The following is a 26313-nucleotide window of genomic DNA, read 5'->3' on the forward strand; positions in this document are numbered from 1 at the left end:
CCCTTTAGCAAAGAGAACCTAAAGTGAAAATTATTCAACTCTAGAAACATCTAAAGTTACTTCTTTTATACCGTTGGTAGTGTTTGTTTTGAACAATTCATTTAAAGCCGAAAGCAATTTGTTCTCAATTTCGGCAATTTTCTCACTGTTTCTAAAATCTTCAGGCTTATAAGTTGAGAATATGAGTCTAAGAGTGTCAAAAACCTGCGAAAAGGAATTTTCCACGGTTTCTTTCATATCTGCGTTGGCAACTAATAAGGAATATTCCGCAACAAAAACACGGTTGTTAAGGTTGATTCTAACTGGGTATTCTCCTTTTATAATTTCAACTTTTAAGTCTTGCTGAGTTTGAATATACCTGATTTCAGGTTCTAGGGCACCATAGAATTTGATGTCAGTGTATCCCAGAAATTCAGGATCACGTGGATTATCTTTAATGGAGTATACACTAACCTGTCCATTTTCAAATCTAGCGTATAAATAGCCATTGGCGATTTTAATACCGTTAATACCTTCTAAATTCAAGTTTTCTAGTAGCCTGGGAGTGTTAGGATCGCTCATTTCTGCGATGCTTAATCCATCCATATATCTCAGTATATAAAGATAATTGTCGTGATTAATTACATCTGTAACGTTTCCAGGCGTGTCTATTGTGGCAATTTCTTGGGGATTATTTGGATCTGTAACTTCATATATAGTTACTCCCATTTCGCCACTTGGGGAGTAAAGATAAACTTTTTCCTCAGGTATTACTTTTGTGGAAAAGCGTATTTGAGAGGTAGATTCTCCGCCTTTTTGATCCTTTGCTACAATTCTTAAGGTGTAATTTTTTCCCATTTCCAAGGAATTAAATTGATAAAAATAGGTATTGATATTTTCTGCTATGAGTTGCTCCTGTTCAGAATCAGCGGTTAAATACAAGTCAAAAACCAAGGAATCTCCATCGGGATCTTCCGCTTGCCACACAAAGTACACATTCGGCTCGCTTAATTGTTGATTTGCAGATGGAGATAAGATTATAGGGCTATTTGGAGAACTATTTTTTTGAAAAGAATAGTTTTCAGAAAAATCATAAACCATGTTGTTTTTAACAACAGCAAATTTGAGATCCAATCCTTCTGAAGGCACTGAACTTAAAATAATGGTATTCTGGGTGGACGTTCTAAAAGGTTCGTAAATTCCATCACTGTTTCTTCTATAAATTAAATATTGGTCATAATCTTGTGGGAGCGTTATGTACAAATCGTTATTATCCCATCTGTAATCTATTTGATATTTTAAAGGTGATTTTTCAAGTTTTATGTCGTTTATTGTTTTATCTTCATTCACAAACAATTCTGGGTTGTTATAATAGTAGTACGCGAGTCCAGAATCATTGACTGCCATGATATTTAGCTGATAAGTTCCTTCTTCTATCGACGTTAATTCTATACTTTCTCCAACGGGGAAAGATGCTTCGTAAGTATTGGCTCCAATCAATTCAACTTTTATTTCATTGTAAGGCTCTTGCAGATCTTCTGATTTTACTATTTCGTAGTTGATCGTTACATTGTACTTTCCACCAAAAAACAACAGGGAAAATATAATCACGATACCTAATACAATTATTGCAATAATAGTTGTTATTATAATTAACCTTTCTCTGTTTTGCGGTGGCTTCTTTTCTTCTTGGTTGACTAAACTCTCGTATTCTAATTTATTTTCATTCTTATTTTCTGACTTGTTCTCTTCAGCCATTTCTATCCCTCCAAAGATAAATTTACTATTGCCTTTAGAAACCTTCTTTAACGCCCCTTCGCCCCAACAATTTTTTGTACAACTCTATATATGTTTCTAAGAGAATATCTTCCGGTCTAGATGACGGATCAATCTGTACCTCAGTTAGATATTTTTCCGTATCCGGTATTATGTCCTTTAGATTGTTTTTTATTGTTTTCCTTCTTTTAGAAAAACATATATGAACAAATTTCATGAAATCTTTTGGATCTATTTCTTCTACATACTTATACACAGGATTGAACTTTAATATTACTGAATCAACTTTTGGAATTGGTATGAAATTATTTCTAGATACATCCATGATTTTTTCAACGGTACAATAAGTTTGAACGAATATACTTAAAGGGCTGTAGCTTTTTTTTGATTTCGCCATCAACCGTTGTCCAAACTCTTTTTGAAACATAAAAATTGCGTATTCAAATTTTGGTGATTCTTCAAATATCTTTTCTAATATTTTTGAAGAGATATAATATGGTATGTTTGCAATATATTTCAGTTTTGAAATATCTTTGAATTTAGAAAGGTCTACGTTTAGAAAATCCTCAAAATGTATTTCAACATTTTGTGAACCTTCAAACCTTTCTTCTAACAATGGTTTTAGCCCTTCATCAATTTCAAAAGTTATTACTTTTTTGACTTTCTTTGCTATCTCTTCTGTGAGAATTCCGTTGCCGGTTCCAATTTCTATTATTACGTCATTTTCATCGATTTCACTTTTTTGGACTATTTCACGAGACACACTTGAGTTAGACAAAAAATTTTGACCCAACCCTTTTTTTAATCTGATATCGTACTTCTTAAGCCATTCAGAAGTTTTCAAACAAATTTCACCCTTCTTGTTTTATTAAAAAAGACCAGAAACATTTTTGTATGTATCGAAGCCCGCGTTAATAAAACTCATGAATGTTTGTACTGTACTCATAACTTCCACGATGTTGGTAAGTGTGTTTTTTGGAATGTAGATAATGTCTTTTGGTTTTACTTCTGGGTTCATCCCAGTTTTTACAGGCGATGCGTTTATGATACCAGATAAATCTAAAGTTACAGGTGGATTTTCTGGACCGTCTTTGAATAAGTATACCGTTGTTAATTGAGCTGATTGAGAGGCGTTTCCGGCTTTGAGTATAGCGTCTAGTACTGTCATTCCTGCATTGTATTGGATAATACCGGGTTTTGCCACTTCTCCAAAGACGTAAACGACTTGCTCTTCTGCCGGTGGTACGTAGACTATAGATCCAGGGTTAACAAGTACATTTCTTAGTGAATCTACGTCTTTTATATCGACTTTTATTTCTTCATTGTTTTTTGTGTAGATGAAAATGCTCTCTTGGTTTTTCCAATCAATAGCGGAGCTAGAAAGGATCTCAACCAAGCTCATAGGGACATCCGTTCTTAGACTTTTTGGAGAGATATTTCCCAAAACGGCTATATATGAACCACTCACTTCCGGTTGAACAACGACGTATGAGCCTTTAGGGATTTCCATCATTAAATTATTTAACAATTCTTCAGAATTTATCGTTTTTATCTTTTCATTGTTTTGGTAGATTGTGATTGTTCCAGTGTCTACGGGAGAGAATCCTTTTACCGATGAGAAGACATCTATTAATCTTGCATTTTTTTGTTGGATAACTTGTGTTTCGCCTGCTTTGTAGACGATAACTTGGTCTGGAGCAATTTTTGAAATCTCTACAAAGACTTTACCTTCGAGTGGAATATTTTTTAAACTGTCAGATTCATTCGCTGTTAAAGTCCCATTTTTTTCACCAATTTGATATCTAACTCGGTAGGAATCATCTAAGTTTAATGGGAGCAATAATTCATACAAACTTTCTCCTTGATTGTAGGCCTTAACATCCGAGTATTCTCCAAATATGTAGGCCATTCTTAATTCTGTGTCGGCAATTATTGTTGAGCCAGAACTTACTAAGACATCTTTCAACACCGTTAAGTTATTTGGGTCGACGGTTAAACTTTTTGTACTTCCAGAATTATCCACTATGACCAAGTTTCCTGAAAAATTATTACTGAAACCACCAGCTAATCCGACTATCTTATCCATACTTATTTTTTCGTTGGGTAAAAATTCAACTTTTCCAGCTCGATTGAATGCGCCACTTAGATAAACATAGTTTCTCTTAAGTGTAATTTGAACAAAATCACCTTTTTTTAGATTGGTATTTGAATCGACTGATTGGTTGTTTACCAGAATTTCTTCCACATTTTCTTCACTTATACCAACTTTAGTTAAGAGTGTTCTGATGTTTGCTCTTTCTTGTTTTTCAAAGTCGACTCTTCGTGAAATTTCTTGTGAACTTACGTATACATAATTTTCAAATTTATTTATTATTACGGTATCTCCAGGTTGTAAGAGAAAATCATCTCCTTGAGTAATTTTTTGTAAAGACACTTTGTACGTTTGTCCCCCTCTTACAACAGTTATTTCATCATTTACTTGGTTTAAAGGTAAGTTTATATCAGAACCAGAGGAAATCATAGTTATTACAGATTTTATTCCCATGCCTTCAAAATAATCTAAAGAAGCTGATCCGAAATCAGAAAAAACAAGAACATTATTCGTATAGTTGTAAGGAATTATTACTGTGTCACCTGGTTGTAAGGAATAATCTTCTTTTTTTACTATTTCATCAAATGGGACTTCTTGAATTTCTGCTTCTCGAACAATCATTATTTTAGTAGGCATCTTATTAGTAGGAATATTCATGGAAGAGATGACAGTTTTCAATGTCAAACCTTCATAGTAATCTAACGATGAGGTACCGAAGTCTGAAAAAACAGTGACCTTATTTGTATAATCGTAAGGGAAGAGGACAAAGTAATTTTCATATATATAAGGATCTTCACCAGCTTCTCCATTTTTGATCCATTCAATATTAACTTTTTGTTCTTTTCCATCGGGAGATTTGATCAACGTGTAAGAGGATTTAGTGATATCTTTTATCCCACCAGCTAAGCCGATTAGATCCGAAAGTTTAATCTTTTCGTTTTTTATGTCAATAACCCCATTTATATTAGTGTTTCCTAACACCGTTACTGAAAACGGAGCGTACTGAGTGATTCCAACCGTAACTTTATTAGTTTTTATATAACTCTCCATTTTATTCGATATTTCGTTTTCGATTTCTTCTAAAGTTCTACCTTCCGCTTTTATTCTGCCAATAGGAGGTACCGTGATGTCTCCATCCGGTCCAACAACTGCATCGGTTATTGAATATTCAGGATATCCCAGAACCCAAATTCCTAAGGTGTCACCCATCCTTACGTTATATGAAAAAGTAATAATTGGTAAAACCAAAAGAAATAAAAGAACGACAATAAAATGACCTTTTTTCATTTTTTATCCTCCCCACTAAAATTTTTTGTTATATCATTTTTTCTATTAGTTCCAATTCTTGGGAATCGTAACCTGCCATTTTTAGATGGTTTACTATTTTTTTTGCTTCTTCATTGTTTCCACTTTTCAAAGCGGCTTTTGATTTTATGATCAAAAAATTAATCTTATTTTGTCCATTCTTAGGTTCTTTTAAAGATAATATATGTTCATACTTTTCTATTTCGTATAATGAATGGGCAAGGTAAAGTTTTGTTTCGTCTAACTCTATCCCTTTTTCTAAGGCAGTTTCTAAAAATATACTAGCTTCTTCGTAATCCTCACTTAGCATATAACAGACACCAATGTTATGATAGAACATTGGATCTTCGGGAAGTAAAGATATCGCCTTTTTGTAATATGAAACCGCATTTAAGTAATTCCCTTTTTCTAACATAGTGTTCGCTTTTTGGTTGTAATAATAAGCCATTTCTTTACTCACTTATATCGCCTTCAGTGTAGTAAAAAAGAGTGTCAACTAAAATTTTTTCTTCTAATAAGAGAGAGACACTGGCTGGATTTATTCCGCTTATTATTGGAGGAAATAAGTTGTATTCTAAATAATCAATAGGTTTATAAGAAACTTTCAAATAATCTTTCAGATATTCTTCTTGGTTTTGATCTATAATACCTCCTCCGCTCATAAAGGCAAGGTTTTCTAAGTTTGTGTTCACTTCTTTTCCATTGGACAGGTGAAATAAAGAACTACTTGAAAGGATAAAAGGTATTGTCTTTTCAGGGGTTAGTTCCATGTTGATTTCACCGTGAGTTAATATCTTCGAATCGGTGTTAATTTGTGGCACATGAACTTGGAAGAGGTCGTTAATTTCATATTCATAAGTATCTGATATCGAATAAGTACGGTGATAATCAAAGGGGACTCTTCCTCCTGAATCCATTACGTATATATTTTTGGTTAAAAAATCCATTTTTTCGCCTGAGATATCGTTAATATTAATTTTTAGAGTCACCGTTCTGTTGTTTTTGCTATACTTCAAACCATATAAATTTAAAATATATAGGTTACTTTCAGTATGTGAATCTATTCTTTCCAAGTAAACCTTGTTACTTTCCAAATCTGAAAGGATAAGCACACCATTTTCAATTTTAATTTTTCCCCTGAATTGACTAATATTTTCATTGTTCAAATCATCATCGATTGGTTTAAGATCTCCATCTTCTTTTAAAATTTCTATGCCATCTTCAACAGAAGAAATTAAAATTTTATTCCATGGAAGAACGTCAAGAGAAACATAAGTTTTATTTGGTAATTTGATGGTGTTCACCACTTCATTTTTTAATATATTGAAATTAAAAACTGATGAACTTGCGTAATCAATAAGGTATAAATTACTGTGCCATAAGGCTCCGTCGAGAAATAATATTGAATGATCAAATTTTTTTCGTTGAAGTATTTCACCGTTGTAACCTACGATTTTTATTTCATTGTTGTATGGATCGTATCCGACTAATCTTCCAGCGTTATCGATATCGTAAATTATAAATGGGAAATCTTCCGTCAAAACTTCCATGTGGTTTTCAGTTTCACTTGTTAATACCGTACTTTCCACCGTTGATTCTATTTTGATTTCCTTTCTAACTATTGGAGAATAACTTTCAAAGTAGTAAATTCCTTGATCGGTACCTAGGTAAACTCTATTCAGATTTTCGTCAGCGTTTATAGAATAATAATTTTTATCTTCGGCTAATCTTATCCATTCTTCTTCATAGTTACTTGTTTTAAATATCAAGTGATTTTGAGAATCTAACACGTACAAATTTGAATTGATGATCTCGCAATCTACAGGATTATAAAATCTTTCAAAAGAATCCTTTACCCCTGCTGTTTGGCTGATTTGGAGAAGTACAGGTGTAGCATAGTTGGAAAGTGAAAAATTTTTGATGCTGTCTGTAAAGCTCAACAAAGTATTAGCTTCCTCATTTACGGTAGAGAATAATAAAGAATTTTCCAAGTCTTGAATAGCTTTGTCTATCATTCCCAACTGTAAATCCAATTTTGCTGCATAGTACCAGAGTTTAGGTATATCTGTTATGTATATTTCTCCGCTCATTGCTTGATTCAATTGAATACGTGCCTCGTATTTTTCTCCTTCAAATAACAACTGAAGACTTTCTGAAAATAGTTCTCTAGATTTTAACTCACTTTCCGATAATTCTTGAGAAAATATCCAAACGTTCGTCAGCAAAAGATAGATAAAAAGGGGGATAAGTGCTTTTTTCATTTAATCTTTTCTTCCTTTTTTAGGATTTTTATAATGTCTGCTTTATTTTCAGAATTCGATAGTATCCTTTTGATATTCGATCTATGCCTATACAAGCTCAGAAAAAATAAAAGTGTGTAGGTAATACCCATTTTTAAATTCCAAAAAAAACTTAAGATAGCGGTTATAAGCAAACCTAAAAGGGATGATACAGAAACATATTTAGTCGATAATACGACAAATATCCAAACTAACAGAAATATTACACCTAATATTGGGCTCAATGCGAAATAACCACCTAATGTAGAAGCCACTCCTTTTCCACCTTTGAATTTTAAAAAAATTGGATAGTCATGACCTAAAACAAGGGCAATTAAAGATAAATAAGGAACCCACGAATCAACGCCAAAAATAAGTCTTATTATTAAAATGGGAATGAATGCTTTCAAAAAATCAAGAGTTATTGAAAGGAGTCCCCATTTTGGCCCCAAAGTCCTTAAAACATTGGTTCCTCCAACGTTTCCACTTCCAGTTTTTCTAATGTCTATCCCTTTTCTCCATGGAATCAAGAAGCTGAAAGGAATCGATCCACATAGATAACTGATGATCAAAGCAGCAATGGACATATAATTTCCTCCCTGAAATTAGGATATGTAAGGTATTAAAAATTTAAAAACAAATTTCAGAGTGTTTTTTGTTTAGTGTTGGTTGTTTTTTGGCTTTTTCTTGCTTCAAATTTTAAAAATATAGGTGAACCAGTAAATGGATCAATATAATTTCTTATCATGTTTCTCAAACCTTGTTGATAATATTTTGGTATATCGTATGGTAAATTTGAATAGAATACGAAAACAGGAGGTCTAATTCCTACCTGTGTAGCATAGTAAAATTTGATTCTTTTCCCTTTTTTAATTGGTGGTGGAGTAACAAGTGTGTATTTTTCTAAGGCTGCATTCAACGCACTTGTAGGGATTTTTTTGTTTCTTGATGTTTCGACATCCTCTATGGCAGTTATTAATTCTTGAATCCCCCATCTTTTAGGTGCAGATGTGAATACTAATGGACTGTAATTTACAAAGTAAAGTTCTTTTTCAAAATATTTAAAAAATTCTTCTTTTCTTTTGTGGTTGTGTCTAACTAGATCCCACTTGTTAAACGCTATAATCGTTCCCTTTCCTCTTTTTTCAGCAATACCTATAATGCTTTTATCTTGATGGGTTATGCCTTCTGTTGAATCAACCACTAAAATTACTACATCTGACTTTTCAACAGCTTTGATCGTTCTTGATATTGAAAACATTTCGATACTTCCATAATGAACTGTGCTTTTTTTCCTCATTCCAGCTGTATCTATGAATCTAAAAGTCTTATCGCCAATCTTAACTAGATGATCAATGGCGTCTCGGGTAGTTCCAGGTATTTCTGAAACGATGGCTCTTTCTGAACCAAGTATGCTGTTAAAAAGAGAAGATTTTCCAACGTTGGGTCGCCCAACGATAGAAACATTTATTTCTTTATTACCACTTTCATTATCAACAGATTCTACCGAATCTAAACCAAAAGTTTTTAAAGTGTTTGCGATAGTATCCATTAAAGTAAAAATGTTTCTGTTGTGTTCGGCGGAAACAGGGATTCCTTCCCCAAAGCCTAGAGAGTATATTTCTGGCTTTACCTCCAGCTCGTATTTTTCGAAATTCTCTGCCTTGTTAACAACTAATATAACCTTTGAATTGGACTTTCTTAAGTAGTCTGCAATATGATAGTCTTCTGAGGTAAGTCCAATCTTTCCATCGATTACAAATATTACCAAAGATACGTCTTTTAAACTTTCAAAAATTATTTTTTTCTGTCTTTCTTCTATATTATCTTCCGGTTGTTCGAATATACCACACGTATCAACCATTGTAAAAGATACATCGTCCCATTGGATTGTGGCGAATATATTATCCCTCGTTACACCGGGCATATCGTGAACTATTGATTTTCTTTCACCTATCATTCTGTTGAATAATGTTGATTTTCCCACATTTGGTTTTCCAATTATGAGAATCGTCGGGTTTTGCATGTTATTCCACCTCTTGTTTTTCATTGAAGCTATTTACTCTTCGTTCATTTCATTCATTATTTTTAGCGCTTCTTCTTTTTCTCTTTCTTCTTCTAGATGTGTTACACTTATAATCATATTTCCTCTTTTAAATTCATTTTCAAGACCGATCTCTAAGACTTTTGCTTCTATTTGATCTCCAATCCTATATGTTTCCTCGAGACTTTTTGAATTTGTAGAAGCCTTGCTTGCAGGTAGATAAGCCTCTACTTCGTAATCATCGATGAGTACTATTGCCCCTTTATTTAAAAAACGGATTATTTTTCCTTTAACAGTATCACCAGGTTTTATCTCCTGTGAAGCCTTTTTCCAAGGATTTTCTTTTGTTTCTCTAACTGATAGTCTCATCTTTCTGTTATTCTTGTCTATTTTTATTATTTTTACTTTGATCTTTTGTTTTTCCTGAAGAACCGTAGAAATATCGTCTACAAAATCCCATGAAAGTTCTGAAACGTGTAAAAATCCAGTGATCCCTTCATCTATTTTTATAATTGCTCCGTTATCTAGAACCTTTTCGACGGTTCCTGTAACAATGTTTCCCTCATTGTACGTTTTTTCTAGGGTTTCCCATGGATCTCCTAAAACTTGCTTATAACTTAGATTAATCTTTTTATTCTCTTTGTCTACATTCAATATTTTAACTTGAACATCGTCTCCAACTTTTACTACATCGCTTATCCTACCCTTCCTACCCCAAAATACTTCCGTTTCATGAACCAAACCTTCTAAACCTTCGTCAATCTTAACGGTAAAACCAAAAGGTAATATGTTGGTCACAGAACCTTGAACAATGCTTCCTACAGGATACTTTTCGTCCACTGTTTTCCAGGGATCTTCTTTCATGCGTTTAAGTGATAGTGAAATTCTTTTTTTCTCCCTGTCCAATTTTATTATCAGTGCTTTAACTTTTTGACCCACTTTTAGATAATCTTTTATTGAGATCTTTTCGTCCCAGCTAACCTCACTTGCTGGTATGAGGCCGTTCAGATGATCGGTCAATTTTACAAAGGCACCAAAATTTTTTATATCCTCTACAACACCATCGATTACCATTCCTTCTTCATATTCATTGAAAGTTTGGCTAATTTTTTCTTCAACATAATCTCTTCTTGATACGACTATGTTTTTTCCATTTTTAGAAATAACTTTGGCCATTTTTTCTCCTTCAGGTAAATCATCTTTGGGTCTTAATAAAGATAGTGAACCGGGAAGAAATGCGTTGACAATACCTTCGATCAGTACGCTGTAGCCTTTTTTTAGCTTGTTTTTAAAAATAATCGGATAATTCTCTCCTTCTTTTATCTTGTTCAAAGTTTCGTTCCAAACAGCCCTTTTTTCAGAGGCAAAGTTTAATCCTTCAGCATCATTTGTTTTAGTTATTTCTACTACTATCTTTTGACCTTCTTGATATTCTTGAAGTGGTTTTATGAGTTCTCCTTGACTTACAAATACATCTCCTGTTGCACCTTCTAAAGCAACCCATATACCATCGCTATTTATTTCAAATACCTTTCCTTCAATTATTTTTCCTTTTTTTACTTCGTTTATCTCTTGTTCGTTCAAAAGTTTTTCAAAAGTTTTTTCCTCCATTATGAAAGATCCTCCTTCTTTTGGCTTAGATACTCCAACACTTTGTTTAACTGGGATGTTGGTGTGGATGAACCAGTAACTATTCCTATTTTGTCTTGTGAAGAGATAACTATTTCCTTAAGTTCTTCAAGAGATTCGATATGGTATGTCCTTTTACAATATTTCTTTGAAATACGATACAATTTTTGAGTATTGGAACTGTTTTTTCCGCCTATAACTAACATTAACGTGCTTTTTTGAGAAAGTTCTAGTGTTTCCTTTTCCCTTAAGACAGTTTCAGAACAAATAGTATCTCTTATCAACACCTCCGTAAAAGAATTAATAGTAAGTATACTGACTATAAAATTTTTGTATTCTTCTTCGCCCATGGTTGTTTGTGACACTATCAATATCTTCCTTTGAGATATTTTCACTGGAGAAAGTGTTATTAACAATTTATTCTCATCTACATTTCCTTTAAGCCCAAGTATCTCTGGATGATCAGGTTTTCCATACACGACAACAAAGAATCCTTCTTTTTGTTTGTTCCCTACGTATTTTACTAAATTTGTAACTATTGGGCAAGTCATGTCAATAACTTTAGAGAATCGTTCTTCTAAAAGTTCTTTCTCAGCCTTTGAAATACCATGGGCTCTTATAATTACCGTTTCGTTTATGGAATCTTCGGGTATATCATCTAATCCTTTTATAGTTATTGCACCTGCTCTATTTAATTCTTCTATTACCTTTTTATTGTGTACCAACTCACCGTAAATATAAATTTTATTTTTGTCAACAATGGAGTTTTTAACTTCATTGTACGCTTGTTGAACACCTGAGCAAAAACCGGTTCTTTTCGCTACATTAATCTCCATAAATACCACTCTCTTCGACAATTTTTAGTATTTTTTGCAAGACTTCTTCTATGGACAGATTAGTAGTATCTATAATTATCGCATCTCGCGCCGGTTTTAGTGGAGCTATTGAACGGTTTGAATCATTGTAATCCCTACTTTTTATTTCTTCCAGTATATCGTTGAAAGAAATATTTGCTTCTTCCCCTTTTTCCTCATTCCATCTTCTTTTAGCTCTTTCTTCTAAAGAAGCGGTTAGATAGATTTTAATATCGCTATCGGGGAGAACTACAGTTCCTATATCTCTTCCATCAACCACTATACTGACTTTTTCGGCAATTTGTTTTATTATCTCATTAACTTTTTTTCTGACAATATTATTCTGGGAATAAAGGGAAGCTAAATCACCGATTTTTGAATCTTTAATGGTGGTGGTCACATCTACTCCGTCTAAAAAGTAACGGTTGTTTTTTATTTCAATGTTAAGTTTTTCTAAAATATTTTCTATATTTTTTGAATCTTTTGGGTCCATCTTTTGTTCATTTAGGTAATAACCAATAATTCTGTATAAAGCTCCACTATTTAGATAATTTATCTTTAGTATATTAGCTAATTTTTCTGCGATCGTAGATTTTCCTGATCCTGCCGGGCCATCTATAGCAATTTTTATTTTTTTAGCTTTTTGAGTCATTTTGCTTCTCACTCTCGTTTATTTTTTTCAAAGCGAGGTGTAATTCTTCCAATTGTTTTTCGCTGACTTCTGATGGAGCATTGGTCATGGGATCGGTCCCAGAAGCTGTTTTTGGGAATGCAATAACCTCTTTTATGGATTCTTCTCCTACCAGTATGCTCACCAATCTATCCATTCCAATTGCTATACCTCCGTGAGGAGGAGCACCATATTTAAAAGCTTCTAATAAGAAGCCAAATTTCTCTTGTGCCTCTTCTTTACTCAAGCCTAAAACATCAAACACCTTTTCTTGTACATCTTTTTTGTGTATCCTAATGCTACCACTTGCGATTTCATAACCATTTATTACAAGATCATAAGATTGAGATTTGATTTTTAAAGGGTCTTTATTCTCGTATTTAGCTAAATCATCTAAATTGGGCATAGTAAAGGGGTGATGCTCTGCTACGATTCTTTGCTCTTCCTCATTCCAAGAAAACATTGGAAAATCAGTAACCCAAATTATACTGAACCCAGATTTTTTTTCGAACTCTTCTTTGATCATTTTTATCCTCAATTGTCCTAAAATCTGGTCTATTTTATCTGTTTCTTCTAAAATAGCGAATAAAACGTCACCTTCTTTCATTATACCACGTTCTACTAAGATATTAATCTCTTTAGCTGCAGCTTTTTTTATATTTGATCTTATTTCCTTGTCAAAAGCGATCCATATCAAACCAGAGCTTCCTTGTTCTTTTGCGAACTCTGTGAGGTTATCAAATTTTTTTCTGGAAAAATTGTCAGCCCTATCAGGGACAACAAAACCTTTTAATATAAGACCTTTATCTATCCCATTTTTTATAAAATTAGTTTCTGTATTTTGAAAATATGCTGTTAGGTCGATAAATTCCATACCATACCGTATATCAGGTTTATCTGAACCATATTTTTGTATCACTTCATCATAGGTGTATTTTGGAAAGGGGGTCTCTAATCCTTTGTAATTTATAGACTTTTTGAATATTTCTTTAATTAATTTTTCAGTTAATGCAAATATATCCTCTTTTTCAACAAAAGATTGCTCTATATCAATCTGTGTGAATTCGGGTTGTCTATCAGCTCTAAAATCTTCATCTCTAAAACAGCGAGCTATTTGAAAATATTTATCAAAACCTGATACCATCAGTAGTTGTTTGAAAAGTTGTGGAGATTGAGGCAAGGCGTAAAAATTGCCTGGTCTTAATCTAGAAGGAACCAAAAAATCTCTTGCACCTTCTGGTGTTGATTTTGTTAAGTAAGGGGTATCAATTTCCAAGAAACCTTCAGCGCTTAGCGTATCTCTTGTGCTTTTCATAACCTTGTGTCTAACTATTATGTTCTTTTGCATTCGTTCTTTTCTCAAGTCCAAATATCTATATTTTAACCTCAAATTTTCTGAAATATCCTCTTCTATGTTGACGTATATTGGCGGTGTTTCAGATTCAGAAAGTATTTCTAAATTTGTTGCAAGTATTTCAATATCCCCAGTAAACATATTTAGGTTTCTATCTTTTTCAGGACGTGGTCTAACTTTTCCTTGAATAGAAACAACGTATTCATTTTTTAATTTTAAGGCTTTTTGATAAAGCGTATTGTTATCGCTTGAATCAAAAACCGCCTGAGTTTTACCGTATCTATCTCTTATCAAAACAAAGATTATTCCTCCTAAATCACGAATCCTATCTATCCAGCCGTTTAAAACAACGATCTTATCTATATCGTTTTCGTTTAATTCCCCACAAGTGTGAGTTCTTTTTTGGAACAAAAATAACACCTCCAATATTTTTTCATCTTATTTTACCACTTTTTGTGATAAAATAAAATCGATAGCAGCAAAAATGCTTAAAATTTTAAAATTCAGGAGGTGTGTGTAGTGAAAAAGGTAGGTATTGTGTTTCTATTTTTATTTTTGGCTTTAGGAGTATTTTCGCAATCTTTTAAAGATGTTCCCATCAATCACTGGGCCTATGACGCAGTTGAAAGACTTTCTAGTATTGGCATAATTGAGGGTTACCCCGATGGTACTTTTAAAGGATTAGAAAACATGAACAGGTATCAACTGACTGTCGCCTTGTCCAGAACGATTGATTACGTTGAACAAAGCATGGTTGAACCTTTAGCCCAAAATTTAGCAAATCTGGAAAAGACTGTAAGTAGTTTATCTGTACCACAAGGGGTTTCATCATCAGAATTACAACAACTTCAAACAAAATTAAACTCTGTTACAAGTGATCTTTCTAGTCTTCAGAGCTCCGTTTCGAGGTTGGATAGTTCGGTGAAGGAACTACAGAATTCTTATGAGTTGCTTGGTTATGCTACCACAAAGATAGATGAATTAGAAAGAACGGTTAACGCCATATCCGTGCCTGCTGTAAGTGAAACTGACATTAGGAACTTAGATAGCAGAGTTACCAGTTTGGAAAACACCGTTGAAAGTCTGAATAGTAATTATCAAAATCTTTCTCAAACGGTGGCTAATTACGATCAAGAAATACAGTCGTTAAAGAATTCAGTTGGTACTTTAGAAAACTCTTTTTCTAGTGTCAACCAAGATTTGGAGAGATTAAACGCTTTAACGGCTAACTTGAATTCGAAGATAGATTCTAAAGTTGATAAAACTGATTTTACCTCGTTAAAAAACGATACTGACGAATTGAGTGTTCAATTAAGTAACAATTCCGAATCTATTTCTGAATTATCACAAAACTTACAAACCGTTCAAAGCAGTGTCAACCAGCTATCTCAAGAGGTCACAGATGTAAAACAAATAGCTGAAGGTGCTGGTGGAGGAGTGAACTTCTTAGATATTATTATCTCGGTGGTAATTTCCGCAGGTTTATCCTTTGCTATAATGAACTTTATGTAATAATAACGACCTTGGTATAAAATATCGCTGGTTTTTTCGACCAGCGATATTTTTATTTAATATTTCTTTTTAAGACTATAATTTCTAATTTATCAGAAGCATCTTCAGCCCTATCAGCGATATCTCCTATTTGTAAAAAAAGATCTTTTAACTGCAATTTTTCGGATAATTCAAGATTATCTATTTCAAACAATCTTCTTATTAAATCTTTCTCTAAGATATCTTCTTCATGTTCGTGTAATTCAACTTTTTGAATATATTCACCACTTTTTTCTATATTTTCGAATACGTTTTCTATAGACTTTTTCAAGAATTTATAGGTTTTCTTTACCAATCCACATTGTTCTAAAAAATTTTCTCTAAAATCCTTGGGGATTTTTGGCTTTTGAAAAACCAAGATTTCTGAAACGGTTTGTGTTTTATTCATAACCTTATCAACTGCTTCTATTAATTCTAAAAGCTCTCCTCTAAAATTTGGCAAAAAGGCTCCTTCATACATTTCACTTTCAGTTTTTCTTCTTAATGTGTCAGCTTCGCTTTCTATCTTAGATATTTGTTTTGACAATTCTTCAGATTTTTCCATATCATTCGTTACATACAATTCTACTAATTCTGTGAGAAAGTTTACTCCTTCTTCGACTTTTTCTAAATGTTTAGAAAAAAGTTTTATTACTTTTTCTTCCTTTTTTCCAAAAAAAAGCTTCATGATGTACCCCCTCACCTACCTTAGCATACTGCTTTTAGAATTTCTAAACATTGTTTTTGTGTTCCTTTGCCATGCAGCACATCCTAGAATTTATGCATTTATTTCTTCTTTTAGTACTCTTGCGCATCTCGGACAAACACCTGGAAAATCAGGGTCTTTTCCCGTATTAGGATCCACTTTCCAACATCTTTCACATTTTTTCCCTTCTGCTTTGGCGACTTTAATTGTAGCGTACCTTCCCTCAAATCCATCATCGACATTACCAAATTCAAATTGAGATACTATCAATAGATCAGCTATCGAGTTATTATCGTATTGAGATAAAATTTGCCTTAAGGTATCGTCTTTTAGGTTAACGATAACCTTGGCATCTAGAGAATTTCCCAAAGATTTTTCTTTTCTTTTCTCTTCAAGTGCCTTTAAAACATCTTCTCTCAAACCAAAAATTTTATCCCACTTTTCTTCTAATTCTTCATTGAGAAAATCTTCTTTGTATTCGGGCCATAGTTCAGCGAATATGGTTTCATGTTTGTTTGAATAATTGAGATGATCGTAAACTTCTTCAGCTGTAAAAGGTAATATGGGTGAAATCATCTTATTTAATGCCACAGCGGTTTCATATAAAACGGTTTGAGCCGATCTTCTGAGTTTAGATTTTTTCCCTTCTACGTATATTCTATCTTTTATTATATCCAAGTAAGTAGCACTCATATCTATAGTGCAAAAGTTGTTTATAAGGTAATGCACTTTGTAAAATTCGTAGTTGTCATACGCTTTAGTGACATTTTTTATCAAATTATGTAACTTCATCATGGCCCATTGGTCTATTTCTAACATCTCTTCATAATCCACATAATCTTCATCAGGATTGAAATCATTTATATTACCCAGCAAAAATCTTATAGTATTTCTAAGTTTACGGTAGGTTTCAACCTGTTGTTCTAAGATATTGTAAGATATTTTTATATCCATTCTGTAATCCGCCGATGCAACCCATAATCTTAATATATCCGCTCCATATTTGTTGATAATGTCTTTTGGATTGACTACGTTCCCCAAGGATTTAGACATTTTCTTTCCTTCATCGTCTTTTATAAAGCCATGAGTCAAAACAGATGAATAAGGGGCTATTCCATGTTTTGCTACAGCTAAGAATATAGAACTTTGGAACCAGCCTCGATGTTGATCGCTTCCTTCAAGATATAAGTCTACAGGGAATTTTTTTAATTCTTCACGAGAATTTGCAACCGCCTCAAAAGAAGATCCGGAATCGATCCAAACATCTAAGATATCTTCTTCCTTTTTGAAAGTGGAACCACCACATTTAGGGCACCTGTAATCATTCGGTAGAAGTTCTTTCGCTTCTTTTTCAAACCACGCATTACTCCCTTCTTTTTTTATAATTTCGATAACGTGGTCTAAAATTTTACTGTCTAAAATTGTCTCACCACAATCCTCACATTTAATAGCTGGTATGGGGATTCCCCATGCACGCTGTCTTGAAATTACCCAGTCAGGTCTCTCTCTCACCATAGATGAGATTCTATTTTCTCCCCACTTTGGAATCCAATTTACTTTTTTTATCTCTTCTAATACCTTTTCACGATAGTTGTTTTTTTCAAGGTCTATAAACCATTGAGGAGTGGCTCTAAAGATAACAGGATTTTTACAACGCCAACAATGTGGATAGGAATGAGTTAACTTTCCTGATTGAACGAGAAATCCGTTTTCTTTTAGATCTTTTATGATTTCTTTGTTTGCTTCCCAAATTTTCATCCCTTTATACTTTCCAGCTTCGTTGGTGAAATATCCCTGACTATCTACTGGAGATATTACTTGAAGATTGTACTTTGTACCTGTTATATAATCTTCCATCCCATGCCCTGGGGCAGTGTGAACACATCCGGTACCTTCTTCCAAAGTAACGTAATCTGCAAGTACTAAAAGGCTGTCTCTCTCCATAAAAGGGTGTCTAGCTTTTTCCCCATCTAATGTTGATCCTTTAAACGTATCGATTATTTTATAATCATCTATTCCGGCTTCTTTCATAGTTTTATCAACCAATTCTTTAGCCATTATCCAATATTCGTTTCTAACTTCCACTTTTGCGTAATCAAAATTAGGGTGCACAGCAATAGCTACGTTCGCTGGTAAGGTCCAAGGTGTTGTTGTCCATATGATCACGTATGTATTATTTTCTCCAACTAGAGGGAACTTTACATAAATTGAGTCCGATGTATGATCGTGGTATTCAACTTCCGCTTCTGCTAGAGCGGTTTGACATTCTGTACACCAATATATCGGTTTTGTGCCCCTATAGATGTTGCCAGCGTCAACTAAAGTACGAACGATCTCTAAAACCTTGGCTTCATATTCTGGATTCAAAGTTAAATAGGGTTTATCCCAAAAACCCACTACCCCCAACCTTTTAAAGCTTTCTCGTTGAACGTCTACGAACTTCATAGCGTAATCTTCACATAATTTTCGAATTTCCGACTTATTCAACGTGTTTACCTTATCTCCAAGTTTAGTAGTTACATTATGTTCTATAGGAAGACCATGTGTATCCCAGCCGGGAACATAAGGTGCATCAAAACCTCTCAATGTTTTGTATTTTAAGACTATATCTTTTAAAACCTTATTAAGAGCGGTCCCCATATGAATATCTCCGTTGGCATACGGTGGACCATCATGTAAAACAAACTTTTTCCTCCCTATTCTTTTGTTCCTGAGATAGTAGGCAATATTTAAATTATCCCATTTTCGAAGAATCTGAGGCTCCTTTTCTTTCAGATTTGCCTTCATCTTGAATGATGTCTTTGGAAGATTGATTGTATCTTTGTAATCCAAAACGCGCACCTCCGATAAAATATTATTGAATTTTTAAAAGATTTTCGATAGTATCTTTTATTTCAGTTAAATCCATTGATTTTACAACGTAAGCATCTGCTGCCCATGATGCCATCTCACTTTTATAATGTGAGTAGGCTGTGAGAAATATTATTTTTTTATTTGGATACCTTTTTCTGATTTCACTTGCGAGTTCTAAACCATTTACATCAGGCATTTCGATATCGGTGCATATGATATCTATATCTTTATCGCTTTCTAACGTTTCCAGTGCATCTTTTGCATTGCTTACCGCAATAACTTCATAACCAGATTCTTCCAATTCTTCTTTTATTAAAGTTCTTATGTTCTCTTCATCATCCACTATTAGTACTTTAGACAACTTAACCCCTCCTAGAAAGTTTTATCTTTTCCCTCACATCGCCCAGATGGGTGGGAGAGGGCTTCGCCCTGTAACCTTTTAAAAATCTAAATCTAATTTTTGAAAATTACTTTATTTCTAAAGTGTCTATGTAAGTAATATCGAATCCGATTTAGCGCCCCTTCGCCCCGCAGCCCGCCCATAAGGATAAAGGTTCTTTGTCTTTTACCCCTCGGCCCATAAAGTCTAAATTATATAATAATTTACTCTTCACCTGTTGGAATTTCAAATCTGAAAGAAGTTCCAGTATCGTCAGATTTTACCAAATAAATTTTACCTTTGTGTTCTTCTTCTATTATTTTTTTACAAATGGCTAAACCCAGTCCCGTACCGTTACTTTTTGTTGTAAGAAAAGGGGTGAATAATTTTTCTTTAATTTCTGGTGGTATGGGTGGTCCATCATTGGTTATTTCGAAAAAAACTCTATTTTCATCAGTAAATCCAACTTTTATATCAATTTTTCCATTATTATTAACACTCTCTAAAGCGTTTTTTATTAAATTCAACAATACTTGTTTTATTTTATCTTTATCTACTTTTATTACGATCTCTTCCTTTAACCAATCAGTGTTCACCATAACGTGTTTTTGTTGTATAAAATCTTCATACATCAACATTATTTCGCGTATGATTTCTATTAAATTGACTTCTTCAATCTGGTTAATTTTACCTCCTCTAGAGTATTCTAAGATTTCATTTACTATATGTTCAAGCCTAGAGAGTTCTTTTTTAATAATTTGAGTGTATTTTTGAATATCATCCATTTTATTCATTTTAGCTATTCTGTTTAAAAATCCGCCGATAACCGTAATAGGATTTCTCACTTCATGAGCTATTCTAGCGGTCATTTCTCCCATGGCAGCAAGTCTTTCTCGCTTTTCCATTTCTTTTTGAAGGTTGTACAGTTCAGTCACATCATCAAAAACAATTATAACACCTTCGATAACTCCTAAATCTTCATTTCTCAAAGGAGATAATTGAATATCAAAAATTTTCTTTGTATTGGAAAGTTTTACTTCATAATTTTTTAATTTGATATTATTTCTAGTTTCATAAATGGTTTTAATTTTTTCAATTATTTCTTCCCCTATTATATCTGTTATACCTTGAATAGCTGTTCCGATCATGGTTTCTCTTGGTCGGGAGAAAAAATTTTCTGCTTTTCTGTTCCATTCGTTTATTTTTCCATTTCTATCAACCACAACAATTGCGACAGCTAAATTTTGTAAGATATTGTCTTTAAACCTCCTATAGTAATCCATCAAATCTTTCTGTTCTTCTAATCGCAACGTTTTTTCTTTTAATTCTTGATAATTTTCTATCATTTCTAAAGCTAATCCTATATTATCTTTAAATAATTTTACAATTTCAATTTCTATACTGGTGATGGGTTTTTTGTTTATTTTGTTATCGACTATAACTACACCCTTAGTTTCAACCATCCCAGCAACTGGAAAAATTAGAAACTCATTTATTTTAACTATATCGTATATATCTTCTAAATCTTCCCATTTAATTTCCAACATTTGAGGAACAATATGTAACACCTGCTTTTTTTCAACTACTCTTTCTAAAATAGGGTGTCCTTTATATGCTAAAACTTTGTTTTGTAAACTATGAATTAGTTTATTATTTGTGGGTATTTTGACGGCTTCTTCTTTCAGGTATTGAACGACGTTTCCATATTTTAAAGCCTGAATGTTAGCCTCTTTCCAAATCTCGTTAGCATCTTCTTCTGTATCTGGACCAACCCATATTTTTGGGACTAGGAATCCCCTAACCTTGTCTTTTTCTAAATAAAGAGCCCTGTTAAATTTAAGCCCTCTTCCCGAAGTTAAGCCTAAAAGCATTATTTTTATTGCTAAATTCTTATCGTAAACAGATCTCATAGCTTGAGATATCTTGTCCAACGCATTCATCATATCTAAGTGTTCTTTTTGTTTTTCAATAAGTTGCTCATAACTCTTTTTCAGGTCGGTCAACTTACTAACTTCATTTTGAAGTTTGTTATATAAATTTATTCTGTGAATAGAAAAGGCTAACCTTTTAGCGGTATCAGAAAAAACGTGGAAATCCGCTTCATCAAAATTTTTGTAAGTTCTAAATGAGTATTCTTCTTCTCTGTTATAAACACTTAAAACACCATAAACTTCATTATTTTGTTCTATAACAGAATAAATAGAAGATTTGAGATCTATTTTAAAAGGGATAAAATAATTTTGAAAGTTTTCTCGTCCAACAATCATAAAACTTCTTCTCTCTTTTATAGCTTTACCTTCGAGGGTATTTTCTAAAGTAATATTTTTACTGATGATTGAGTTTTCATCTATACCTAGCTTATATTTAAGCTCCAGCGTATTTTCTTGAAGTTCCCAGAAAACTATGCCTTCTGCAGATAGTGAATCTTTTAGAAGTTTCAATACATTATTAATTATTACATCTTCTTGTGTAATTTCTTCTATAATGTCGGTGAGTTCTTCCATTAAAATTACTTTGTCTTCCAAATCTTTAATTCTCAGTTTTTCTATAATCAAGTTAATCAATGCCACGTAATAATAAAATTGTTGGTCGAAAGTATCCTTATCAATTTTATTATCAAATAATCCGACGGCTGCGATTAAGGACTCTTCCGAAAAAATTGGATATAAAAATATTTCTTTTTTATCGATGCTGTTTGAATTTTCCTGTAAAGTATCATCTTGTAGATTCATCGATACGATTTCATTTGAAAAAATTTTGGTTTTTAACTCTTCGTTTCCACGTACATATATTTTTACATTCTCAAACTTATCAATTGTAGAAGCTAAAGCTTTAAAAACCTCTCTGCTTGATTGATAGATAAACATTATATTATCTTTACCAATCGTTTCTTTCAATTGGGAAGATACTTCCTTAAAAACTGATTTTAAAAGATGTTGAGGATCATCATTGTATATAATATTTAAAATATCGTTCATCATAAATTCCACACTCCGATGTGTTATCTTTTTCATTTTAATTATAACACTAAAATGCTTAAAAATAGGATAAAAATATATTGTGAATTCAATAATGGAATAATTGCCTAATGACAAGTGATCTATATATTGAGCAATTTTATAAAAGAAATTCAATTAAAACAGAAATTTAAAATTTTTTCTTGACATTTTACATTGAAAAGGATATAATGAAAATAGAATTAGCAGTTAAAAGTTACGAGTGATAAAATAATTTATTACGTAAAATAGTTGGAGGTGACATAATGAGATTCAATCCGAATGATTTCACTGAAAAATCTTTGAAAGCATTTCAACAAGCTCAAAATGTTCTAGGTTATTCAGGAGGGAATATTCTTAAACCTGAGCATTTATTGTTAGCAATTTTAAATGTTGAAGATGAAAATGTGAAAAAAGCTCTTCAAGGTGCCAATATTAATTCTATAAAAATCAAGCTTGAAGAAGCTTTATCTGAAGAAATGGGAGTATATTACTCCATGTCTTATGGTGGTGCACAAGGTATATATCTATCAACTAGTTTAGCAAACGCTTTACAAATAGCTAAATCAGAAGCCGACAAGATGGGATTTAAAAAGATTCCTTTACTAGCCTTATTATTAGGAATTTTAATGGAAGGTACATCTTACGCGTCCAAACTGTTGTCCGCTTATACTTCAGAGGCTTTGATTAGAGAACAGCTACAAGAAATGTTAGAAAACGGAGACGAAGAAATAGAATCAGGGGCGGGCGATCCTTTGAAAAAATTCACTATTGATTTAACCAAAGAGGCTAAAAAAGGAAAACTTACCCCTGTCATTGGAAGAGAAAAAGAAATAAATAGAATGGTGGAAATATTATCCAGAAAATCCAAAAATAACCCAGTTTTAGTTGGTGACGCTGGGGTTGGTAAAACCGCTGTAGTGGAAGGTTTAGCACAAATGATAGTAGAAGAAAATCCTCCTTCTTATCTAAAAAATAAGAAAATTTTACAGTTAGACATGGCTGCTTTACTGGCGGGTTCAAAATTTAGAGGTGAGTTTGAAGAAAGGCTTAAATCAGTCGTCGATACAGTAAAAGATAAAAGCGATGAAATTATTCTTTTTATCGATGAACTGCACAATATAATAGGTGCTGGAGTGGCTGAAGGAAATGCAATGGATGCAGCAAATATTTTGAAACCAGCCTTAGCTAGAGGTGAAATAAAGGTTATTGGAGCAACAACGTATGAAGAATATAAAAAATACATTGAAAAGGACAAAGCCTTAGCGAGAAGGTTTCAACCAGTGTATATACAAGAACCTACCCCTGAACAGGCTATTGAAATACTTAAAGGTATAAAAGAAACGTACGAAAAGCATCACAAGGTCGAAATATTGGATGAAGCTTTAATTGGAGCAGTAAATCTTTCTCATAGGTATATTAATGACAGATTTTTACCAGATAAAGCCATAGATTTGATAGATGAAGCATGTGCGCGAGTAAAGCTTAGAAACTCAGCCAAACCAGAAAAAATTAGAGAATTGGAAAAGAAAATGTCAAAATTAGAGGAAGAGATTAATAAACTAACCTTAGAGGAGAAATACGAAGAAGCGTCTCAAAAAAAGGCAGAATATTTTGATCTTCAAAAGGAATTAGAAAAAGCACAAAAAGCTGCCAAACGAGTACAAAGTGAAATAAGCAATGTAGTAGATGAAGATATAATAGCCTCGTTGGTACAAGAATGGACGGGTATCCCTGTTACACGAATGGTTGAAGATGAAAAGAAGAGACTCGCCAATCTTGAAAATGAAATACACACCAGGCTAGTTGACCAAGAAGAAGCGGTTAACACCGTAGCAGATCATATTAAAAAGGCCAGAGCAGGATTGAAAGATCCTAAAAAGCCGGTTGGTTCTTTCTTGTTTCTTGGACCAACTGGTGTTGGAAAAACCGAATTAGCCAGAACATTGGCTGAAATACTCTTTGGAACCGAAGATGCACTGGTCAGGATAGATATGAGTGAATACATGGAAAAATTCAACGTTTCTAGGTTAGTAGGTGCGGCACCAGGATACGTAGGTTACGAACAAGGTGGGCAATTAACAGAGATAATCAGGAGACGGCCCTATTCAGTAGTATTATTCGATGAAGTTGAAAAAGCTCATCCCGATGTATTCAACATATTGTTACAGATCTTAGACGATGGAAGGTTAACAGATTCTCAAGGTAGAACCGTAAATTTCAGTAATACCATCATAATATTAACTTCTAACTTAGGTTCAGAGTTCTTAAATAAAACCAAAAAAAGTGTTGGTTTTGTTGGAGAAACAGAAGAAGAATCTTATGAAAACACAAAAAATGAAATTATGAGCCAGGTAAAAATGGCCTTTAGACCCGAATTTATTAACAGGCTGGACGATATTATAGTATTCAAACCTTTGAGTATCTCTCAGATAAAGAGAATAGTCGATATAATGATTTCAAGGTTAGAAGGAAGGTTGAAAGAAAAGCATATCAGCATTCAAATAACTGAAGCAGCGAAGGACGTTATAGCAAAAGAAGGATTCGACCCAGTTTATGGAGCCAGACCGTTGAGAAGGGTTATAGAAAGAAAAATCGAATCACCTTTGGCAAATATGATCATCGAAGATACTATAAAAGAAGGAGATACGGTCATAGTTGACTCAAAAGATGATGAAAATTTAGAAATAAGAAAAGCTGCTGGAGAATTATTAAAAAAGCGGGATTAACATCCCGCCTTTTTTATTCTTCGAGTAGTTCAAAGTCTTCTTTAGCAGCACCACAAACGGGGCAAGTCCAATCATCCGGTAAATCTTCAAAAGAAGTTCCAGGTTCTACGCCGTTATCTGGATCTCCTACTTCTGGATCGTATATATAACCACAAATAGTGCATCTATATTTTTTCATTCTTATCAACCCCTATTTAATATTTTCTAAAATCAAACTACAGAAACCTTTTTGGTGTTTTCCCAAAGTCCATGAATATTACAATGAGAGAGTGCAATCAATGTTCCTGATTTTGCTAACTTTATTTTTGCTTTTACATGAGGTTCCCCCACAACAGGTCCGAACATATATCTGCCTACATGTACGGTATTTGGATCATCATCGTATTGTATAAAAAGATCTATCCACTCAATATGGTGCTCTACTGTGTTTGGATGTTTAATCTCCTTACCAACCTGTACATCAACTTCAAACTCCTCGTTAGGTTGAACATTGTCTGGACAATCGATTGTAGGAACATGTTTTTCATTTTTGAAATCTTTAATCTTAATTACGTCACCTAACACAAAGAATCATCCCCTTTCTTAAAAAATTTAATTAGAATTCTACAAATTTGCTTCTTGGAGCTCCGCAAACAGGACATTTTTCTGGTGCTTCTCCTTCTACGGTATAACCACAGACATCACATATGAAGATTTTACCAACTTCCACATCTTTACCCTGTTCTGCAACCTTTTTTGCATTTTTGTACCACTCGGCATGTATCTTTTCTGCTTCCAAGGCAAAATGAGTGGTCCTTACCGCTTCGTTTTCTTCTTGAAAGTTAGCTGCATTATTGTACACGGGATACATTTCTTCAATTTCAAAGGTTTCCCCGTCTATACACTGTTGTAAGTTATCTTCTGTTGATCCTATATAACCCAAAGCTCTGTAATGGTTCCTCGCGTGAACAAACTCAGCATGAGCAATAGCTTTCCACATCCTGGAAAGATTTTTCAACCCTTTTTCTTCGGCCTCAGCAGAGAAAATCAAATACCTCATGTGTGCCTTAGATTCACCACAAAAGGCATCTTCCAAAAACTGCCTCGTCATTTGTCTTTCTACCAAAGTTATCTACCCCCTTCATTAAAATTATTTCTT

The 26313-nt window shown here is 33.3% G+C and carries 20 protein-coding genes; 2 read left to right on the forward strand and 18 right to left on the reverse strand.

Going from position 1 to position 26313, the window contains the following annotated elements:
* Positions 1-30: 30 nt before the first annotated feature.
* The 11 genes from X928_RS08235 to aspS are packed head-to-tail and all read right to left on the reverse strand — an operon-like array spanning position 31 to position 14393.
* Entirely contained in the window at positions 31-1737 is a 1707-nt protein-coding gene (locus X928_RS08235; protein ID WP_103079300.1) for a flagellar basal body-associated FliL family protein, read from the reverse strand.
* Between the two features lie 34 nt (positions 1738-1771).
* The gene (gene rsmA / locus X928_RS08240) at positions 1772-2599 is read right to left on the reverse strand and encodes a 16S rRNA (adenine(1518)-N(6)/adenine(1519)-N(6))-dimethyltransferase RsmA (protein WP_103079301.1); all 828 of its coding nucleotides are present in this window, start codon (positions 2597-2599) and stop codon (positions 1772-1774) included.
* Positions 2600-2623: 24 nt separating this feature from the next.
* Positions 2624-5134, reverse strand: coding sequence for a polysaccharide biosynthesis/export family protein (locus tag X928_RS08245; RefSeq protein ID WP_103079302.1), 2511 nt, complete (start codon positions 5132-5134; stop codon positions 2624-2626).
* A 28-nt stretch (positions 5135-5162) separates the two neighbouring features.
* Entirely contained in the window at positions 5163-5612 is a 450-nt protein-coding gene (locus tag X928_RS08250) for a tetratricopeptide repeat protein (protein WP_103079303.1), read from the reverse strand.
* A complete protein-coding gene (locus tag X928_RS08255) occupies positions 5605-7413 on the reverse strand; it encodes a hypothetical protein (RefSeq protein ID WP_103079304.1) in 1809 nt (602 codons plus the stop codon). The genes X928_RS08250 and X928_RS08255 overlap by 8 nt, the downstream gene beginning before the upstream one ends.
* A complete protein-coding gene (gene plsY, locus X928_RS08260; protein WP_103079305.1) occupies positions 7410-8018 on the reverse strand; it encodes a glycerol-3-phosphate 1-O-acyltransferase PlsY in 609 nt (202 codons plus the stop codon). Before plsY ends, X928_RS08255 begins: the two co-directional genes overlap by 4 nt.
* Positions 8019-8074: 56 nt before the next feature.
* A complete protein-coding gene (gene der, locus X928_RS08265) occupies positions 8075-9457 on the reverse strand; it encodes a ribosome biogenesis GTPase Der (protein WP_103079306.1) in 1383 nt (460 codons plus the stop codon).
* Between the two features lie 33 nt (positions 9458-9490).
* Complete coding sequence (locus tag X928_RS08270; protein ID WP_245857214.1) at positions 9491-11086, reverse strand: S1 RNA-binding domain-containing protein; 1596 nt, start codon at positions 11084-11086, stop codon at positions 9491-9493.
* Positions 11086-11940 (reverse strand): 4-hydroxy-3-methylbut-2-enyl diphosphate reductase, encoded by an 855-nt coding sequence (gene ispH / locus X928_RS08275; protein WP_103079308.1) that lies wholly within the window; start codon positions 11938-11940, stop codon positions 11086-11088. Before ispH ends, X928_RS08270 begins: the two co-directional genes overlap by 1 nt.
* Positions 11930-12610, reverse strand: a complete 681-nt coding sequence (cmk, locus tag X928_RS08280) for a (d)CMP kinase (RefSeq protein ID WP_103079309.1) — start codon at positions 12608-12610, stop codon at positions 11930-11932. Before cmk ends, ispH begins: the two co-directional genes overlap by 11 nt.
* The gene (gene aspS, locus X928_RS08285) at positions 12594-14393 is read right to left on the reverse strand and encodes an aspartate--tRNA ligase (protein ID WP_103079310.1); all 1800 of its coding nucleotides are present in this window, start codon (positions 14391-14393) and stop codon (positions 12594-12596) included. The genes cmk and aspS overlap by 17 nt, the downstream gene beginning before the upstream one ends.
* Before the next feature lie 108 nt (positions 14394-14501).
* Here aspS and X928_RS08290 point away from each other — a divergent pair, with 108 nt between their 5' ends.
* A complete protein-coding gene (locus tag X928_RS08290; protein WP_169926356.1) occupies positions 14502-15494 on the forward strand; it encodes an S-layer homology domain-containing protein in 993 nt (330 codons plus the stop codon).
* Positions 15495-15546: 52 nt separating this feature from the next.
* Here X928_RS08290 and X928_RS08295 read toward each other — a convergent pair whose 3' ends face one another.
* The 4 genes from X928_RS08295 to X928_RS08310 form a co-directional block, all read right to left on the reverse strand.
* The gene (locus X928_RS08295; RefSeq protein ID WP_103079312.1) at positions 15547-16200 is read right to left on the reverse strand and encodes a TIGR00153 family protein; all 654 of its coding nucleotides are present in this window, start codon (positions 16198-16200) and stop codon (positions 15547-15549) included.
* Between the two features lie 90 nt (positions 16201-16290).
* A complete protein-coding gene (gene ileS / locus X928_RS08300) occupies positions 16291-19050 on the reverse strand; it encodes an isoleucine--tRNA ligase (protein WP_103079313.1) in 2760 nt (919 codons plus the stop codon).
* Between the two features lie 22 nt (positions 19051-19072).
* Positions 19073-19432, reverse strand: coding sequence for a response regulator (locus tag X928_RS08305; RefSeq protein ID WP_103077220.1), 360 nt, complete (start codon positions 19430-19432; stop codon positions 19073-19075).
* Between the two features lie 242 nt (positions 19433-19674).
* Positions 19675-22431: an ATP-binding protein gene (locus X928_RS08310; protein ID WP_169926357.1), complete on the reverse strand. Its 2757-nt coding sequence runs from the start codon at positions 22429-22431 to the stop codon at positions 19675-19677.
* Between the two features lie 281 nt (positions 22432-22712).
* Between X928_RS08310 and X928_RS08315 the strand changes: the two genes are divergently transcribed.
* Positions 22713-25175: an ATP-dependent Clp protease ATP-binding subunit gene (locus X928_RS08315; protein WP_169926358.1), complete on the forward strand. Its 2463-nt coding sequence runs from the start codon at positions 22713-22715 to the stop codon at positions 25173-25175.
* Between the two features lie 13 nt (positions 25176-25188).
* Here the strand turns inward: X928_RS08315 and rd are convergent, their stop codons facing one another.
* Genes rd through X928_RS10355 form a run of 3 tightly spaced genes read right to left on the reverse strand, consistent with a single transcriptional unit; the run spans position 25189 to position 26265 of the window.
* On the reverse strand, positions 25189-25353 hold the full coding sequence (rd, locus tag X928_RS08320) for a rubredoxin (protein WP_103079316.1): 165 nt from the start codon (positions 25351-25353) through the stop codon (positions 25189-25191).
* Between the two features lie 32 nt (positions 25354-25385).
* On the reverse strand, positions 25386-25739 hold the full coding sequence (locus tag X928_RS08325) for a class II SORL domain-containing protein (protein WP_103079317.1): 354 nt from the start codon (positions 25737-25739) through the stop codon (positions 25386-25388).
* 31 nt (positions 25740-25770) lie between these two features.
* Positions 25771-26265, reverse strand: coding sequence for a rubrerythrin family protein (locus tag X928_RS10355; RefSeq protein ID WP_103079343.1), 495 nt, complete (start codon positions 26263-26265; stop codon positions 25771-25773).
* Positions 26266-26313: the final 48 nt, after the last annotated feature.

The sequence above is a fragment of the Petrotoga miotherma DSM 10691 genome (assembly GCF_002895605.1).
Lineage (GTDB): Bacteria > Thermotogota > Thermotogae > Petrotogales > Petrotogaceae > Petrotoga > Petrotoga miotherma.

Excerpts from the sequence above, each read along its gene's own strand:
- X928_RS08235 (WP_103079300.1), bottom strand. The coding sequence starts at position 1,737 with ATGGCTGAAGAGAACAAGTCAGAAAATAAGAATGAAAATAAATTAGAA.
- X928_RS08245 (WP_103079302.1), bottom strand. The coding sequence starts at position 5,134 with ATGAAAAAAGGTCATTTTATTGTCGTTCTTTTATTTCTTTTGGTTTTA.
- X928_RS08255 (WP_103079304.1), bottom strand. The coding sequence starts at position 7,413 with ATGAAAAAAGCACTTATCCCCCTTTTTATCTATCTTTTGCTGACGAAC.
- plsY (WP_103079305.1), bottom strand. The coding sequence starts at position 8,018 with ATGTCCATTGCTGCTTTGATCATCAGTTATCTATGTGGATCGATTCCT.
- der (WP_103079306.1), bottom strand. The coding sequence starts at position 9,457 with ATGCAAAACCCGACGATTCTCATAATTGGAAAACCAAATGTGGGAAAA.
- X928_RS08270 (WP_245857214.1), bottom strand. The coding sequence starts at position 11,086 with ATGGAGGAAAAAACTTTTGAAAAACTTTTGAACGAACAAGAGATAAAC.
- ispH (WP_103079308.1), bottom strand. The coding sequence starts at position 11,940 with ATGGAGATTAATGTAGCGAAAAGAACCGGTTTTTGCTCAGGTGTTCAA.
- cmk (WP_103079309.1), bottom strand. The coding sequence starts at position 12,610 with ATGACTCAAAAAGCTAAAAAAATAAAAATTGCTATAGATGGCCCGGCA.
- X928_RS08295 (WP_103079312.1), bottom strand. The coding sequence starts at position 16,200 with ATGAAGCTTTTTTTTGGAAAAAAGGAAGAAAAAGTAATAAAACTTTTT.
- X928_RS08310 (WP_169926357.1), bottom strand. The coding sequence starts at position 22,431 with ATGATGAACGATATTTTAAATATTATATACAATGATGATCCTCAACAT.
- X928_RS08315 (WP_169926358.1), top strand. The coding sequence starts at position 22,713 with ATGAGATTCAATCCGAATGATTTCACTGAAAAATCTTTGAAAGCATTT.
- rd (WP_103079316.1), bottom strand. The coding sequence starts at position 25,353 with ATGAAAAAATATAGATGCACTATTTGTGGTTATATATACGATCCAGAA.
- X928_RS10355 (WP_103079343.1), bottom strand. The coding sequence starts at position 26,265 with ATGACGAGGCAGTTTTTGGAAGATGCCTTTTGTGGTGAATCTAAGGCA.